This window comes from Pseudomonas sp. BN607 (assembly GCF_029871175.1).
In the GTDB taxonomy this organism is placed as follows: Bacteria; Pseudomonadota; Gammaproteobacteria; order Pseudomonadales; family Pseudomonadaceae; genus Aquipseudomonas.
Window position 1 is genome coordinate 200,413 of sequence record NZ_SSOE01000065.1, and the last position, 15,951, is coordinate 216,363.

The window sequence follows — 15,951 nt, forward strand, 5'->3', positions numbered from 1 at the left end:
TCTATGGTTCAACAGCATCAAGATTTCCAGCTAGATGGACATATTGAGGTGTGGTTGCCGTGAGGCGACGGTGCGTGATCATTTGCTGTCACCAAGCTCTGGCAACGGTAGACTTTGATAGCGCTAGTTCAGCAGCCGTTTGTCGTTGGGTGAGGCCCTTGGCTTTGCACGCTTGAATCGCAGCTGTTCGATCCTCTATAGCAGCGTTCCTGGATTGCTCTCCACCCAGTTCGACCTGTCGAGCCAATTCCGCAGGCCCGCCCAGTCGACCAAAATCCACCAGCTCAGACCTTACCCTGTCGATGATGGAATCGGTCGTGGATGATTGGTCGATTGCCTGTAATAGAACCACGAGCGTGGCTGGAGATACATCTAGCGATTGAGCCAGTTGAACGAGCATTTCAAGACTGATATTGGAAAGACCGGCCTCGAGCTTGTAGAGGTGCTTGCGGTCTGCAGGCAACTCCGCCTGGCTCACACCCTTCACCGCTCGGAGAGCGCGGATGACAGCCGCGAGTGCATGGCGGGGCAGCATAAAACGCTCCAGCAAATAGAGCATCAAGTCAGATTGCCATGCCCCATTCGACGGTTTATAGTCCCCTCGATGGGGCGGGCAGGCTTGCGCAAGTTGTCTGGACAGGTGCTTCCGGCCTCGTTGGCTAGGCGAGGACGGCGCTGACCCACATACCTCGATTGGCTGAATTCATAGGATATGTAGTGATTAAATTCGACTGCGCGAAAGTCTCGGGAAAGCTCGATTACGTTAAGGTGACGGATCGGATGAGCAAGGGGCTTAAAGCGACCGTGAGCCTGGACGGCCAGAAAATACCGAACGTTCAAATGGAAACGGAGTTTTACGAAGAGCTTAATGACGGCGACGACGTTACGCTGTACGCCATTGTCAAAAACTCCAAAAATAAAGAGAAAAACTTTGGAGTCCTCTACGGATTTGAAAATAGTAAAGGTGTGAGAAATTTTGCTACCAAGTATCGGTGGCAAGTTCCTACCTATTTTGCTTTCTACGCGATGATAGCCTTTGCCGTCGTGTTTGTTTTGGGTTGGCCCGCCACCATTTATCTAGTGCGCTCCTTGGGTATCACTGGTGTTGAAATCTCGCAGATAACGACGTGTGCAATAGTGGAAGGTGGGCTAGCGGCAGCGTTTTTCCTTCATGCAGCCTGGCGAATGGTAAAATGTACGGCTGACCCACAGAGCTGGATGGTGATGGAGCCTGCTACGTTAGCGACCCGTTTCAGCAAGCTTCACAAGTGAAAGAGAGGGGCGGCTTGATCATCGCCGTCCTCGCTGTACTCGTCCGCCGCGCCAGAGGTTGCCGGCGTCCAAGCAAGCGGAGCGCGCAGGCGCGAGGATGAAAGCCCGGAGGGCCGAGACACTGAAAGGTGGCTCGGTTCACGCCAGCCGACCCTTTAGGGCGCGCACCGCTATGGCATGTTGACTGGAGAACATATGAGTCGAGATGCGAAGGACACTGTGTACTGCAGCATCCAAATGCCCATGGCCCAAGGCCGAGAGCTCCTGGAACTGATAGCGAAGCTCCGCGCCTCCGGTGCTCACCCATCACTCGAATCGGTCTTCAACGAAGCCGAAGGCGAGCTGGAAATGTCCATCGAGTTCGTTGAGGGCATGCTCGCCGGCGAGGGCGGGCTCGGTCGCAAGCCACACTAGGAGCTGACGCCATGGCCAGTGACGATTTGCTTCACTCCCGTGAAACCCGCAGGCGGAGAACATTATGGACGCTCGCCCACCTTGCCCCTGGTGATCCAAGATCACTGTGTGTTTTGAGGGTGCTGGATGAGATTGACCGGCAGGAACAAGCTTGGCTTGGGTCAGGTCGGATCGCCACCGTTGACGAGGTCGCGAATCAGGTAGCCTCTGAGCCCCATCCGATTGGAATATCCATCGTACGGGACGACGCTATACCAGAGCCGTGGCGTGAGCGCTTTATGTGCGCAAGCTACGGCTCAACCCGGGTACCTGAAGGTGCCTACTTGCATGACTGGCTGAAGTTCATTGCGAAGTGGAAACAGGAAATGATGCACCTTGAGCGCCACAGAGCGGCCCGTGATTGAAAGGCCTAGGGCGCCTCGCCCCGGCCAATAAGGAGAAGCGCCCTAGCCAGAAGACGAGTTCTAAGCCGTCATAGCTATTTGAGTGATCCCGAAGGGATCAGCGTGGGTTATAACCATTACGGGCCAGGGCATCCCGTACCTTTCCGACAGCGGCTCGGATTGAGTAGGCTTCGTCATCATCTATTGCGCACCCACGAAACTCGCTCCAGTGAGCCCGCTTAAAGAATTGGGCGAGTGCCATAGTCCATCCGTGGCTCATGAAGGCATCCGCCTGGCGGCCATCAATCTCGAAAGTCACTCTGACGTCACTGTGCTGGGTCATCTTGCTCATGGGGAGGCTCCATTTGCGGTAGTTAGGCGAGTTCAGTAAACGAGGTGCTCTATTGCTGAAATATTGCGTACTTGTGCAGCTAAAGTGTTATGCGTCGGGATTGTTCTGCTTGCTGTAGGACTTCGCCATGAGGCAGTGGGAGAGCGCTGACGGGGGAGCTAGCTCCAAATCCATTGAGCACATCCCACTGGATGGGACTGATTAGAGGGAGGAAGATTGGAGGATATTCACGTGAAATTTGTGAGACTCCGGATCATCACCGTGAAGCACCTCTTCTGCACAGTCGTGGAGCACAGGGATCGGGTATCTCTCAATCCCCAGAGTATTCGACTCAAGCACTTCTTTTACGACAGCCCAAAACGCGTAGTCGGAGCGCCCCGAGTAGGCTTCGGTCTCGCACGAGAAATCGACAGCCAGCCTTCGATTAAGATCAAGATCTTTGATCGGCTCCCACAAGGCCTCAATGGCAGGGAGAGTGTTGCCCGCCACCTCGTCACTCAGGAAGAGACGGAACGCGTTTTTGTGGACAGCTACCAACTTCACCCCGGAGAGAGCGCCGCTGATGTGCGCTTGCTCGAGAGTCTCAAGTGCGAAACCCTCCTCTAACGGTTGATGGTAGAGAACTGCAAAGCGCTGCTTGTTGGCTGTTGCCATCAGGTCAAGGTTGGGGGTTTTCCACTGCAGAACGCTGAGCACAACGTAGTGGAAACCACCAGCGAGAGCTACTGGAGCGCATTCCGGGTAGAAAAGAGGTGCGGATCTCATGGCCATTTCTCTTCTGGGGTAATAAAAAATGAGGCAAGCGGAGCGCGCAGGCGTGCAGGATGGAAGCCCGCTAGGGCCGAGACCCGCCCGGCGGGGCTCGGTTCACGACAGCCATACGCCAGAGGCGGCACGCCACAATGCCGAGAGGGTAGGTCTGCTGCTCCGCGCTGATAGCTAGTACGCGCTCTCTGGCACCAGAGCAGTCACTGTTGACTCCACTCACTCATTGCTGCGATCTGCAGTCGGAACACGCCCAAACCCATCATCATCTCGGATCGCATCCGCACCGCACGTAAACATCGTTAGAGTCCAGCGGTCACGCTTTAAGCCAGCGAGCAGGGCAAAGATACAAGGCACACACAGATGAAGTTCATATGCCTCACCTGGGTGATCTGAGCCTTGTCCCCGGCCCGCATTGAGCGAAGCAAACTGAAGCTCTCCTCTGGCCGAGAGAGTCGACTGATTACAACTGTCACATACAACATCAATTACGTGCTGAGTGGATTGTTCCAAGATTTTCATATCTTCTCCGAGCAATTCGGATGTTCAAAACAAGAAGCGGGGACGGGCTCATGATTGGGCAAGCTTGCGCCAGACTGACTGTGCTCAGCGATCCCTAGCTTCATGTCCAATTCCCCCCATACCCTCAGGTGCGTTCTCTCTAAAGCGCGCAGAGCAGCGCACAAGTTCTCGTCAAAGCCATCCTCATCCAAGCTCGCCAGCACATACGGGCTAAGACCCAGAGCGTTCGACGCCATGACCTCTTTGACCACAGGCCAGAATGGGTAGTCAGAGCGCTCTGAGTAGATCTCGTCTTCGCTCGCGAAAGCCACGGTATAGTGCCGACCCGAATAGAGGTGGGTATCGATTTCCCAAATAGCCTCGATGGCCGGGATGGTGCTGCTTGATACCTTGCTGTCCAGAAAGATATCCAGACCCTGCTCATGGATAGCGATCAGCTTCACCGGAGCCAATGCTCCTCGGAGATAAGCGCGCTCTAAGGCTGTGATGAAACGATGATCGAGGTAGTCGCCGTGCATCACGCAAAAGGTCTGCTTTGCGGCTTGGGCCATCAAGCGGAGATTTGGATCTTGCCACTGCAGGCAGCTGTAGATGACGTAATCGGGCCCACCGACCACCGTCACAGGATCGCTCTCAGGGTGGAACAGAGCTGGAGTCGACATGCGCATTTCTCCTCTGTGGTACGAGGAAATGAAGATGCCTGGATGGGTTTGGTCAATGTGCGGAGGGGCAGATCGTGATTTTTCCGACGAAAAAACAGTATCTTACGAGCATACCCTTTCAGCCCGCCCGACAACCGTTACACGCTGCTGGAGCAGCTCATCAGGCTGAAAAAAGCCGCCAATGGGCGGTTTCAGGGGGCTTGTTCAAGGCTGTGGCTCTCCACAGCGGACTTTGAGCGTGCTGGTAAAAATGGGGAGCATCAGCGCCAGGGGACGCAAGTGACAGGTCGACCCAAGGGGTACGGATGCTCTTCTTGTGTGATGAAGCAACCTGATCGGCTTGCTTCACCAAGCTGGGGTAATTGTAGCTCTTGTACATGACGGGCTCCGTCATCCCCCGCTAGCTACTGAGTTTCAACGCAAGCGGAGCGCGCAGGCGCGAGGATGGAAGCCCGTAGGGCCGAGCCCCAAGGGCTCGGTTCACGAGAGCCGTCCGCCAAGGGCGGCGCGCCCCCAAAAAAGCTAATCAAACCGACGTTTTGTCGAAAACTCTGTCCCACTTGCGTTCTGCTAGCTCAATACACGCTCCAGGCGCACCGCCGAAGCACCGTCCGGAAGCCAGCAGCACCTCTGCCTCAGTCTGATATTTGATCGAAGCTCCTTTCTCGTCAACCAGCACCCCACTGGCTCCAATCAGCAGTGCATGTCCTGCCACAACGTCATGAGCTGAAACAGGGTAAAGTGATACGCCGTACACCCCGTCGCCTGCGGCCACCCGGGCCAACCTATAGGCAATAGAAGGCATCGGGTGAAATTTACCCGGGGTACACAGATCACGATTGGTCTGCGGTTTGTTGCCAGCTGCAGAACTAACCATGACTAGGCTCGATTCGGATAGCTGCTGCTTGGAAAGATCTACGTATACAGGTGATCCGTTCCTCAGCAAATGATCCATGTCTTTTTCCCAGGCAATGCAATCCGAAACACCCCGGGGAGTGACGGGGGCATGTACCACGCCAAGTACCGGTAGGTTAGCTTGGAGCAGTCCGACCGACACTGCCGAACCTTTCAGTCCTCTCAAAAAATCACTCGTGCCGTCATTGGGATCTACGACCCAGCAAAAGGGGTTGCCTGTTAGTAGATGTCCGGTTTCTTCACCCCAGAAATCACATGGAAGGATGTGCAGAAGCTCAGCCCTCAGTGCATCCTCGATCTCAACGTCGATGTCGGCTTTATCACCGGCACCTCTAGGGCCACCCGGACGGGAGTACTCCTGGGCAAGTAGAGTGCCAGCTCGCTCCACTGCAGCGATGGTTAAGGGGAGAATCTGTTTCACGTCCAGATTTGTCACGTAGACTACGGGGGAGAGGATGAGAAAGATCAAGGTAGATACCGGCACGCCTTTTGTTGCCTTTCTTCATCAGTTTCATCGACAGGCAGTGGAAGGGCGAATCTGGATTCAAAATAGCGTCAGCCTGGCCAAAGCTCAAAGCCAAATTGTTGACGACCCGCTTTCGTGGGGTGTCCAAGAACACGGCGTAAGCACTCTGTTTGCGCTGTTGAATCTGTGGGTGGCGGGCCGGCAATGATTGACCGCTCGGGGCGAGGTGCGCCTGTAGGGGACAGGCCCAGGCCAACTTTTGATTCGAGCTTCTGTAGGGTTTCAGTGCAGTCAGGAGAAGCGTGGCGTTCCTCAGAGGCTGAGTGGGTCAGGGTATGGCGCTAGCATCCCGCAACACCAGAACGCTCCCTGATGCGCAAAATCGATTCCATGCATGGTAGTCCGCTTCGAAGAGGCTCCGAGCGGCCCAGGCCGGCACACTTAGGTCTACCAGCGTTGAAATGCCGGCCTTTGAAAGATACAGATAAGGCGCAACTATAAAGGCGCAACGAGTTGCACTTTATGGGTGTTCTGCGCTATCCGGAGCTAACCTCATCCCAGGTCGCGAATCCTGTGGGCTTGACAGCTGCTTGCCTTGTGATCATCATAAGGCATTAGGAAAGAGGTAGTAGGTAAACCTTAGATAAGGGTTCGAATCTCTACGCTTCCGCCATATTTTCAAACAAAAGCCCCGATTATTCGGGGCTTTTGCGTTTCTGGCTTTCTGCGCGCTCAGGCCTTGTTCAGAACCCTTGCGCTGCCACCTGGCGCCGTCGAGCACAGGGGTGGCAGCTGTTTCTCCTGCGAAGCCGAATGGCCGCGCCTGAGCGGTGTGGGCGTGTTCGGTCAGATCCTGAAACTACCCACCAGTTGCTTCAACCGCCCGGCCTGCTGTGCCAGCTGGTCGCAGTGGCGCAGGGTTTCGTTGAGGTTCTCCACACCTTGCTGGTTCAAGGCGTTGATCTGGGTGATGTCCAGGTTCAGGCTTTCGACCACGGCGGTCTGCTCCTCAGTGGCCGTAGCTACCGACTGGTTCATGCCATCGATCTCGCCGATACGCTGGGTCACGCTGGCCAGACGCTCGCCGGCCTGGTTGGCCACCTGCACCGTCTGCTCGCTGGAAACCTGGCTGGTGTTCATGGTGTGCACCGCTTCGCGCGAGCCCACCTGCAGGCTGGTGATCATGCGGTGGATTTCTTCCGCCGATTCCTGGGTACGGTGCGCCAGGTTGCGCACCTCGTCGGCGACCACGGCGAAGCCTCGGCCAGCCTCACCGGCACGTGCCGCCTCGATCGCGGCGTTCAGCGCCAGCAGGTTGGTCTGCTGCGAGATGCCCTTGATCACGTCGAGGATCTTGCCGATTTCGTCGGTGCTGGCGTTGAGCGTTTCAATCTGCGCGCACGACTCGCTGATGCGCTGCGACAGGGCAGTCATGGCGCTGATCGCTTCTTCCACCACTTCACGGCCACCGTGGGCCTGTTCGCTAGCGCCGCTGGCATGCTGCGAGGCATCGGCGGCGTTGCGGGCAATTTCCTGAGTGGCGGCACCCAGTTCGTTGATGGCCGCCGCAACGCTGTTGGTGCGCATGCTCTGTTCTTCGGAGCCGCTGATCGAGGCGTTGGATGCGCTGACCACTTTCTCCGACAGGTCATGCACCAGGCGGGTGGCAGATGACACCTCACTGATCGACGCATGAATCCGCTCGACAAAGCGGTTGAACGAGGTGGCCAGCTCACCGAATTCGTCCTTGTTCTGCACCACCAGGCGGCGGGTCAGGTCACCTTCCCCCTCGGCGATGTCGCGCATGGCGCGGCCCATGGTGGTCAGTGGGCGCATCAGCACCGGGATCAACAGGCCGAGCAGGCCGGCGATGGCGGCCACCGCGATCAGCATGGCAATGATTGCCGAGGTGCGGAACTGGCTGAGTGCAGCGTAGGCCTTGTCCTTGTCGATCGACAGGCCGATGTACCACTGCGCCGAAGGCAGGCCGGCGACCGGGGCGAACGAGATGATCCGGTCCTGGCCGTTGAGGGTGACATCCTGCATCCCGGCGGCAACCCGCAGGTTGCTGCCGGGGTAGATGTCCTTGAGGTTCTTCATCACCTGGTCTTTGTTGGGGCTGACGATCACCTGGCCATTTGCGTCGGCCAGGAAGGCGTGGCCCATGCCGCCGAAATCGACCGAGTTGATGATTTCGACCAGGGTATCGAGGGTCACGTCACCACCGACCACTCCGATCAGCTCGCCATTGCTCTTGCTTTTCACCGGGGTGGCGATGGTCACCATCAGGCCGCCGACCGCGCCCTGGTACGGGGCGGTCAGCACGGTTTGCCCGGCGTTGGCGGCGGCGCCATACCATGGGCGCTGACGTGGGTCGTAACCGGCGGGCATCTGGGTATCCGGGCGCTGGGTGAAGACGCCGTTAGCCTGGCCCAGATAGGTGAACAGGAAATTGCGCGTATAGGACGGCTGCTCGATCAGCCCGGCCAGGCTGTCGCCGGTGCCTTGCTGGCCGATGTCCTGGGACAGGTTTTCCAACACCAGGATCCGCCCGCTCATCCAGTTCTGCACGCTGCTGGCAGTCAGCGCACCGGACTGCTGCACCGACGCTTCGATGTTCTGGCGGATGGTGTTGCGTTGCAGGTAGTCGTTGTAGAGCGTGAACAGGGCAAATGCCAGGACCACGACGCCGCCGGCGCTGAGCAGGATCTTGTGGCGAAATTTCAGGTTCATGTTTCGAGACCTTGAGCCAGGGAGGGGAGGGCGCAGCGCGCTCATGACGTTCTGCGGGGCCTATCGACCGAGATATCGGCTCAATGGGTAAAAGATTGAAGCACTTACAGAAATTTCTTACGGGCCTTTCGACGGACGGCAGTCAAGGATTGGCCAGTTGCTCGATCAGCAGCTTTGCCGCCTGCTGTAGCGGCTGTTCCTTGCGCCACAGGACATGCACCGGCAGCTGCAATTCGTTGCGCGTATTGCGAAAATCCAGGCGTAACAGGCGCCCGTTTTGCAGCAGCGGGGCAACTCGTGACAACGGCAGGTCGCCCCAGCCCAGGCCGGCTTCGACCATCTGCAGGGCCAGGTCGAAGCTGTCGGTTGCCCAGTGTGTGGCGCCGATCAAGGGTCGCGGGTCTGCCAGCGGCAGGTCGCGGCTGCGCACCAGAATCTGGCGCACCTGGGTCAGGTCCTCGAGGTAGTGGATGCGCCCCTCGCGCAACGCCGGGTGGGTCGGTGCCAGAATGGCCACCAGCGCCTCCATGCCGATGTGGTGAAAACCCCGGCGAGCGTCCATCTGCAGGCTGGCGAAGGCCACACAAAGATCGGCACGGCCGCTGTCCAGCAGGTGCAGGGCTTCTTCCTGTGGCGCACTGAGCAGGGTGATGTCGAGTAACGGGTAGCGCTCACCCAGGTTGGCGATGGCCGCCAGCAGGGGACGGTGGTCGATGTCAGGTACCACCGCAAGGGTCAGGCTGCTCTCCAGCCCTTGGGACAGCTCAAGGGCGTGCACCTGAAGCAGCCCCAGTTGCTCGCCAATCAGCCGGGCGTGCGGCTCCAGGGCCAAGGCCTGTGCGGTTGGGCGAACCTCGCGCGGGCCACGCACGAACAGGCTGTAACCCAGTTCTGCTTCCAAATTGCCGATGGCCATGCTCACGGCTGAGGGGACGCGCTTGAGGGCGCGGGCCGCGGCGGAAAACGAACCGCGGTCGAGCACGGCGAGAAACAGCTGGATGTTGTCGCTGGAAAAGTTCATGGCAGCCTCCTGTCAGTAGATCTGACAGCTGCTGACTTTTGCTGTCAAGCATGGTGAAGCATCATCACGCCCCACGCTATTGTCATTGGAGGTAACCCCGGGTGCAGGGACTGAAACGCAAACTGGTCTACGTGACTTGCTATGAACTGATCGGGTTGTGCATGTCGACCCTCGGGCTGGCCTACCTGTCGGACACCCAGGCGTCACATACCGGACCGCTGGCGGTGATGATCACCACCATCGCCATGCTCTGGAACCTGATCTACAACACCTTGTTCGAGCGCTGGGAGAGCCGCCAGGCCAAGCGCGGGCGCAGCGTGGCGCGGCGGGTGGCGCATGCCATCGGCTTCCAGCTGACGCTGGTTGTGTACCTGATCCCGCTGATTGCCTGGTGGCTGGACATGACATGGGTGGAAGCGTTGCTGGTGGACATGGCGTTTATCGTGCTGATCCCTTGCTACACCTTTGTCTACAACTGGGCGTTTGACCGCATCTTCGGGTTGCCCACCTCGGCGTTGGCGACGGTCTGACCAGGCTTGTAGCGGCCGTATCGCCGCTCCGCGACTTTTCTTAAATAGCCTAGGGCGGCAGACGAATGATCAAGGGTTCCTGCGGCTGCCGCACCTGCTGTTCTTCCGCTGGTTCCACGGGCCGCGGCGCACTGGCCAGCAAACTGTCCTCCACCTGCCCCGACAGGTAATACACCCCTGCCATGGCCCCGCTTTGGCGGTTCTCCATCAGCTCCTGCCACTCTTGGTTCAGGGCCACGTTGAGGATTACCCGCAACTGCTCGACCATCTGCGGGTGGTCGCGGTCATGGGTCATCATCCCGTATCCGGCGGCGGCAATCGAAATCATCGCCCCTGCCACCTTGCCCACCGCGGACGCCACGGCACTGGCAATGCCACGCGGGGCCAGGGTGGCGCCAAGTTTTTCGCTGGCCTGGTTGGCGACCGAGCTGAGCCCGACATCCGTCCTGCCAGGGCCTTTGAGGGCCTGTTGGTGCAAGTGCTGGCGCATGGCCTGCCAAGCGGGTTGCTGGTCCAGCGACTTGGCCCGCAGCAGCGTATAGAGGCTGGCATTGCGCGCATCGGGCGGCCCCAGGTTGATGGCAGGGATGCGGTTGAGCCGTTGGCTGAATTGTTCGGGTGGAGCGTTGTAACGGCTGATGATGGCCGGCAGCTGCTGGCCAAGCAGTTGCACATACAGTTCACTGGCGCGGTCGCGGATGCCTTCGGGGTTTATCTGCTCGGCTACCGGCTCGATTACCCGCTCGTGGTACTGCTCCTGCAGGTACAGGGCGAGGCGCTTTTCTGCTGGCTCCCGGCCTTCACCACTATCGAGCTTGTACCAGGCCACTTTGAGGGTCAGCCATTGTTGAGTCCAGTAACCGGTAAACCAGGGGATGAAGTCACTTTCAGTGCGTCGTTGCACCTGTTCCTTCCACACCCGCATCGAGCGACGGGCGTAGTCGTTGGCCGAGCCAGCGGCGCCGACCGAAGCATCGATCAATTCCTGGTCGATACGTTGCCAGGCGGCGGGGGTGAGCACAGCCGGTGGCGGTGGGGCAGGCGGGCGCTTGCCTGCGCAGCCGCCCACGGCCAGCAGAAAGCACAGCGACAAAATGATGCGAGAACTCACGCGACCGCCTCCCTGGTAGAGGCTGGGGTGGTGTTCCGAGTATAGGGGCCGCAAGGCCCCGCAGGGATCGCGTCGTTAATTCAGATCGAGCTTTTCTTCCAGGCGGTCGAGGTGCGTGTGCATCAGCCCCAGTGCCGTCTCGGCATCGCCCAGTTCCACGGCGTCGATGATCGCCGCATGCTCTTCCCAGGCACAATGGTCGCAGCATGGCGATTCGTAGCGGGCAATGATCAGCGAGGTCATTGGCACCAGGCCATTGAGGAACCGCGCCAGTGGCGCATTGGCCGCGACCTGGGCCAGCTTCAGGTGAAACTCACCGCCCAGGCGGATTGCCGCACAACGCTCGCCACTTTCATGGTGCTGGCGCTCGCGTTCCACCAATTGCCGCAGCTGCCGTACCTGAGCCGGGCGGGCGCGCTGGGCGGCCAGGGTGATCAGCGTTGTCTCGGCCAGGCGCCGGGCGCTGAGCACCTGGCGTGCCTGGTCCGGGTCGGGCGCCGCCAGGTGAGCAGTGTGGCTGGGGCGCTGCACCACCACTTGCTGGTCGGACAAGCGCCCGAGCACGCGGCGGATCACCGTGCGGCTGACCCCAAAGGCATGGCCCAGCGCCTGCTCGGGCAGCAGGCTGCCGGGCGGCAGGCGCTGTTCGAGAATGGCGTCGAACAGCCGCGGGTAGATCTGCTCGGCTGACAGGCGGGTTTCGCCGGCCGCGAGCAGGGCAGGCAGGTGGGGGGCGGCGTTCATGGTCGCTCTCCTCGGGTCATGGATGCGGGTGTTCGTCCGGGATGTTCAGTGGGATGCCCATGCGCGAGCCTTCGGCGAGGATGTGCTGGCGCATCTGGGCGCTGGCCTGGGCGCTGTTGCGTTCGCGTATGGCGCGCACCACTGCTTCGTTTTCTTTCAGCCGCGCGGCCAGGTGTTCAGGCGAGTTGCGCAGCATGTCGGCGCTCTGCTTGAGGGCATTGCCGGTTTGCTGCACCACGCTCTGGAAGATCGGGTTGGTGGTCAGGGCGAACAGCGCCTCGTGGAAGGCAATGTAGGCCTTGACCCCGGCTTCGCGGTCATCGGCTTCCAGCGCTTCGCGCATGTCCATCAGGGTCAGGCGTAACTGGCCGATGTCCTGGCTGTTGGCCGACTGTGCCACCAGGCCGACGATGAACGGTTCAAGGGTGTAGCGCAGTTCCAGTACGTCGGCCAGGCTGGCCGCCGCGCTGGTGTCCAGGCCCGGTTCCTGAGCAGCATCGGCATCCAGCACCAATACGCCCTTGCCCGGCAGTGAGCGCACCAGGCCCAGGGTTTCCAGCACGGTCACCGCTTCGCGCAGGCTCGGGCGACTGATGCCCAGTTGCTCGGCCAGCTCGCGCTGGCCTGGCAGCATGTCGCCGCTGCGCCATTGGCCGCGGGCCAGGGCGTGGCGCAGTTTTTCTACCACTGAATTGACGACGGTTGATGAGCTGATCACGTTTTGCTCCTGGATGGGCCAGCTTCAGCGCCGGCCACGTTCACTCAGAATTCCTGTTGATGTGCAGCGGGCTGCTTGCGCGGCGCAGGGGCAAAGCCAGGTTTGCCGGCGAGCACATTCTGCGCGCGCTCCAGGTCGATGTCCTTTTCCCAGCGGGCGATGGCCACGGTCGCCACACAGTTACCAATCAAGTTGGTCAACGCCCGGCCGATCCCCATGAACCAGTCCACTGCCAGTACCAGCACCAGGCCGACCACCGGAATCGCCGGCACGGCGGTCAGGGTGGCGGCAAGGATCACCAGCGCCGAGCCTGGGATGCCGTGAGCACCCTTGGAAGTCACCAGTGACACCAGCAGGATGGTCAGCAGGTCGGTCATCTCCAGCGGCGTGCCCGTGGCATTGGCGATGAACACGATGGCCAGGGTCAGGTAGATGGAGAAACCATCGAGGTTGAACGAGTAACCGGTGGGGATTACCAGGCCGACCGTGGACGTGCCAATGCCCAGGTGTTCCAGTTTGCGCATGATTTGTGGCAGCACGGCGTCGGAAGAGGCGGTGCCCAGGACGATGGTCAGTTCTTCACGCAGGTATTTGATCAGTGGCAGCAGTTTCAAGCCCGACAGGCGCATCACCGTGCCCAGCACGATCAGCACAAAGCCGGCGCAGGTGAGGTAGAACAGTGCGACCAGCCCGCCGAGGTGTTGCAGCGACTCCAGGCCGTATTTGCTGGTGGTGAAGGCGATGGCGCCGAACACGCCGATCGGTGCCAGGCGTACGATCATGCCCATGATGCGGAAGATTACATGGCTCAGTTCGTTGATCAGCCTCGAAATACCCGCAGCCGAGTCACCCACCAGGTTCAACGCGCTACCGAACAGCACCGAGAACAGCAATACCTGAAGAATGTTGTTGTCGGCGAACGCGCCGATCACCGAGGTGGGAATCAGGTCCATGAAGAACGCGGTGGCGCCGTGGATGTGCTGGCCCCGTTCGGCCAGGCTGCTGGCGTCGGCGCTGGACAGCTGGTCCAGATGGATATTGGCGCCGCTGCCAATGCCGCTGCTGAAGGCGAACATCAGGCCGATCACCAGCGCCAGGGTGGTCAGCACCTCGAAGTAGATCACTGATTTCAGGCCGATGCGCCCGACCTTTTTCAGGTCACCGGCGCCCGAGATGCCGCTGACCACCACGCAGAACACGATCAGGCCGATAAGCATCTTGATCAGCTTGATGAAGCCGTCGCCGAGGGGTTTGAGTTGCAGGGAAAGGTCGGGGAAGCTTAGGCCGCAGGCGATGCCGAGGGCAAGGCCGAGCACGACTTGCAGGAATATCGAACGCGAGCACCATTTGAGCATGGGAGAAGTCTCAGATCGGTGTCCTTGCTTCGGTAGCCGCACGGGGCGAAAGAGCGCAGGACTTAATTATTGTGGTCTTACCGGTTTGTTCAGCGCGAAGCCATAAAAGCGCGAAAAAACTGCCATTGCAAGGTTTTTTGGCCTTACCGGTCTGACCAGTTATGGGGCAATCCGGCCTGCTGGGCTCTAGTTCGGTGCGTGCCGCCCGATCAAATGGGCTAAACCGCGACCGCAGAGTCCGGCCCCGCCGTCGAGACGGGGATGAAGTCCAGTGCCAACACCGATGTTGCAATCTGCTTGCCAACCCTTCCCCGGGGTGGCGGTACTGGTCGGCACAGCGCACGCAGCGCCAACGCCGCCGCCTCGCACGGTACCTTTTCGACGGGCAAAAAAAACGGCACCTGCCAGAGGTGCCGTTTTATTACACGCGGTACTACTTGTGCAGCTCTTCCGCTGCATACAGCGTGTTTTCCAGCAGGCAGGCCCGGGTCATCGGCCCGACGCCGCCCGGCACCGGGGTGATCCAGCCAGCGCGCGGCAGGGCAGTCTCGTAAACCACGTCGCCGACCAGCTTGCCGTCTTCCTGGCGGTTGATGCCCACGTCGATGACGATGGCGCCTTCCTTGACCCACTCACCCTTGACCAGGCCTGGTTTGCCGGCAGCCACGACCACCAGGTCGGCGCGGCCAACATGGCCGGCCAGGTCTTTGGTGAAGCGGTGGCAGACGGTCACGGTGCAGCCGGCCAGCAGCAATTCCATGGCCATCGGCCGGCCAACGATGTTGGATGCGCCGACGATCACTGCGTTCATGCCGTACAGGTCCTGACCGGTGCTTTCCAGCAGGGTCATGATGCCTTTTGGCGTGCACGGGCGCAGCAGCGGGATGCGCTGGGCCAGGCGGCCGATGTTGTAGGGGTGGAAGCCGTCCACGTCCTTGTCCGGGCGAATGCGCTCGAGCAGCAGCGAGGCATCCAGGTGGGCCGGCAACGGCAGCTGTAGCAGGATGCCGTCGACGGCCGGGTCGTCATTGAGGCGGTCGATCAGCTCGGTTAGGGTATCTTGCGTGGTTTCGCTAGGCAGGTCGAACGCCTGCGAAATGAAGCCGACCTCTTCGCAGTCCTTGCGCTTGTGCGAGACATAGACTTGGGAAGCAGGGTCGGTGCCGACCAGGATCACCGCCAGGCCCGGAGTACGCAGGCCTTGCTGGCGACGCTCCACGACACGTTGAGCGATCTGCTGGCGCAAGCTGGCGGCGATTGCCTTGCCATCGATTAGGTGTGCAGTCATAGACGCGTGATTAACCATCGAGAAGGAAACAATAAAGAGCGCGCATTCTCGCACGACACGCGCCAAGGGCAAAGGCGGGTGGTCGGGCAAATGCCCTAACCCCTTAAATAATTTAAATTTTTTTGAAAAAGGTGTTGACGACTTTTGGGGTCGCCTATAAGATTCGCCGCACTTGTCGGGCACAGCCTAGCACTGGTTGGCTAAGTCGGGCAGAATAAGTGGTTTGGCAGTTACCTGTTAAATGCTTGTTCGGTTAGGCTTCAAGCTTAAGCGCCCGTAGCTCAGCTGGATAGAGCATCCGCCTTCTAAGCGGATGGTCGCAGGTTCGAGTCCTGCCGGGTGCGCCATTAGGCAGCTTTGGCAAGCAAGTAGGCGGTAATGCAATATGGTGGGCGTAGCTCAGTTGGTAGAGCGCTGGATTGTGATTCCAGTTGTCGTGGGTTCGATTCCCATCGTCCACCCCATATTCTTCAAGGGCGCCTCAGTTGTACATGGCGCCTTTGTTTTAAGCGTTACGCGGACGTGGTGAAATTGGTAGACACACTGGATTTAGGTTCCAGCGGCGCAAGCTGTAAGAGTTCGAGTCTCTTCGTCCGCACCATGCTTCTGTAAGGCTGTACCGCAACAACGCAAGACCGCAATATGGTGGGCGTAGCTCAGTTGGTAGAGCGCTGGATTGTGATTCCAGTTGTCGTGGGTT

16 protein-coding genes and 3 tRNA genes are annotated in these 15,951 nt (G+C 59.6%); 7 read left to right on the forward strand and 12 right to left on the reverse strand.

What is annotated here, in order from left to right:
* Positions 1–88: 88 nt before the first annotated feature.
* Positions 89–559 carry an XRE family transcriptional regulator gene (locus tag E8E68_RS22675; protein ID WP_280345008.1) on the reverse strand — a complete coding sequence of 157 codons (471 nt, stop codon included), beginning with the start codon at positions 557–559 and terminating at the stop codon, positions 89–91.
* A gap of 158 nt (positions 560–717) precedes the next feature.
* On the opposite strand from E8E68_RS22675, the gene E8E68_RS22680 reads away from it, so the two are divergent.
* Positions 718–1,272, forward strand: a complete 555-nt coding sequence (locus E8E68_RS22680; RefSeq protein WP_054881395.1) for a hypothetical protein — start codon at positions 718–720, stop codon at positions 1,270–1,272.
* 195 nt (positions 1,273–1,467) lie between these two features.
* Positions 1,468–1,686 (forward strand): hypothetical protein, encoded by a 219-nt coding sequence (locus E8E68_RS22685; RefSeq protein ID WP_280345015.1) that lies wholly within the window; start codon positions 1,468–1,470, stop codon positions 1,684–1,686.
* 501 nt (positions 1,687–2,187) lie between these two features.
* Here E8E68_RS22685 and E8E68_RS22690 read toward each other — a convergent pair.
* The 4 genes from E8E68_RS22690 to E8E68_RS22705 form a co-directional block, all read right to left on the reverse strand.
* Positions 2,188–2,421 carry a hypothetical protein gene (locus tag E8E68_RS22690; RefSeq protein ID WP_280345018.1) on the reverse strand — a complete coding sequence of 78 codons (234 nt, stop codon included), beginning with the start codon at positions 2,419–2,421 and terminating at the stop codon, positions 2,188–2,190.
* A 201-nt stretch (positions 2,422–2,622) separates the two neighbouring features.
* A complete protein-coding gene (locus E8E68_RS22695) occupies positions 2,623–3,186 on the reverse strand; it encodes a hypothetical protein (protein WP_280345020.1) in 564 nt (187 codons plus the stop codon).
* Between the two features lie 518 nt (positions 3,187–3,704).
* Positions 3,705–4,370, reverse strand: a complete 666-nt coding sequence (locus E8E68_RS22700) for a hypothetical protein (protein ID WP_280345023.1) — start codon at positions 4,368–4,370, stop codon at positions 3,705–3,707.
* Between the two features lie 526 nt (positions 4,371–4,896).
* Positions 4,897–5,721, reverse strand: coding sequence for an inositol monophosphatase family protein (locus E8E68_RS22705; protein WP_280345159.1), 825 nt, complete (start codon positions 5,719–5,721; stop codon positions 4,897–4,899).
* Between the two features lie 19 nt (positions 5,722–5,740).
* Between E8E68_RS22705 and E8E68_RS22710 the strand changes: the two genes are divergently transcribed.
* Positions 5,741–5,959, forward strand: a complete 219-nt coding sequence (locus E8E68_RS22710; protein WP_280345026.1) for a hypothetical protein — start codon at positions 5,741–5,743, stop codon at positions 5,957–5,959.
* A 638-nt stretch (positions 5,960–6,597) separates the two neighbouring features.
* On the opposite strand, the gene mcpA is transcribed toward E8E68_RS22710, so the two are convergent.
* Positions 6,598–8,484: a methyl-accepting chemotaxis protein McpA gene (mcpA, locus tag E8E68_RS22715; RefSeq protein WP_110744975.1), complete on the reverse strand. Its 1,887-nt coding sequence runs from the start codon at positions 8,482–8,484 to the stop codon at positions 6,598–6,600.
* A 142-nt stretch (positions 8,485–8,626) separates the two neighbouring features.
* Entirely contained in the window at positions 8,627–9,505 is an 879-nt protein-coding gene (locus E8E68_RS22720; RefSeq protein ID WP_266030383.1) for a LysR family transcriptional regulator, read from the reverse strand.
* Positions 9,506–9,606: 101 nt separating this feature from the next.
* Here E8E68_RS22720 and E8E68_RS22725 point away from each other — a divergent pair, with 101 nt between their 5' ends.
* Entirely contained in the window at positions 9,607–10,035 is a 429-nt protein-coding gene (locus E8E68_RS22725; protein ID WP_266030382.1) for a PACE efflux transporter, read from the forward strand.
* A 49-nt stretch (positions 10,036–10,084) separates the two neighbouring features.
* Here the strand turns inward: E8E68_RS22725 and E8E68_RS22730 are convergent, their stop codons facing one another.
* From E8E68_RS22730 to folD, 5 genes are all read right to left on the reverse strand, one after another.
* On the reverse strand, positions 10,085–11,146 hold the full coding sequence (locus tag E8E68_RS22730; protein WP_266030380.1) for a hypothetical protein: 1,062 nt from the start codon (positions 11,144–11,146) through the stop codon (positions 10,085–10,087).
* 75 nt (positions 11,147–11,221) lie between these two features.
* Complete coding sequence (locus E8E68_RS22735; RefSeq protein WP_266030379.1) at positions 11,222–11,890, reverse strand: GntR family transcriptional regulator; 669 nt, start codon at positions 11,888–11,890, stop codon at positions 11,222–11,224.
* 16 nt (positions 11,891–11,906) lie between these two features.
* Positions 11,907–12,608 (reverse strand): FadR/GntR family transcriptional regulator, encoded by a 702-nt coding sequence (locus tag E8E68_RS22740; protein WP_280345034.1) that lies wholly within the window; start codon positions 12,606–12,608, stop codon positions 11,907–11,909.
* A 44-nt stretch (positions 12,609–12,652) separates the two neighbouring features.
* On the reverse strand, positions 12,653–13,963 hold the full coding sequence (locus E8E68_RS22745) for a C4-dicarboxylate transporter DctA (RefSeq protein WP_280345037.1): 1,311 nt from the start codon (positions 13,961–13,963) through the stop codon (positions 12,653–12,655).
* Positions 13,964–14,396: 433 nt separating this feature from the next.
* On the reverse strand, positions 14,397–15,251 hold the full coding sequence (gene folD / locus E8E68_RS22750; protein WP_266030376.1) for a bifunctional methylenetetrahydrofolate dehydrogenase/methenyltetrahydrofolate cyclohydrolase FolD: 855 nt from the start codon (positions 15,249–15,251) through the stop codon (positions 14,397–14,399).
* A gap of 270 nt (positions 15,252–15,521) precedes the next feature.
* Between folD and E8E68_RS22755 the strand changes: the two genes are divergently transcribed.
* From E8E68_RS22755 to E8E68_RS22765, 3 genes are all read left to right on the forward strand, one after another.
* Positions 15,522–15,598, forward strand: a tRNA-Arg gene (locus E8E68_RS22755).
* 41 nt (positions 15,599–15,639) lie between these two features.
* Positions 15,640–15,715: transfer RNA gene (locus E8E68_RS22760), tRNA-His, on the forward strand.
* A 52-nt stretch (positions 15,716–15,767) separates the two neighbouring features.
* Positions 15,768–15,852: transfer RNA gene (locus tag E8E68_RS22765), tRNA-Leu, on the forward strand.
* Positions 15,853–15,951: the final 99 nt, after the last annotated feature.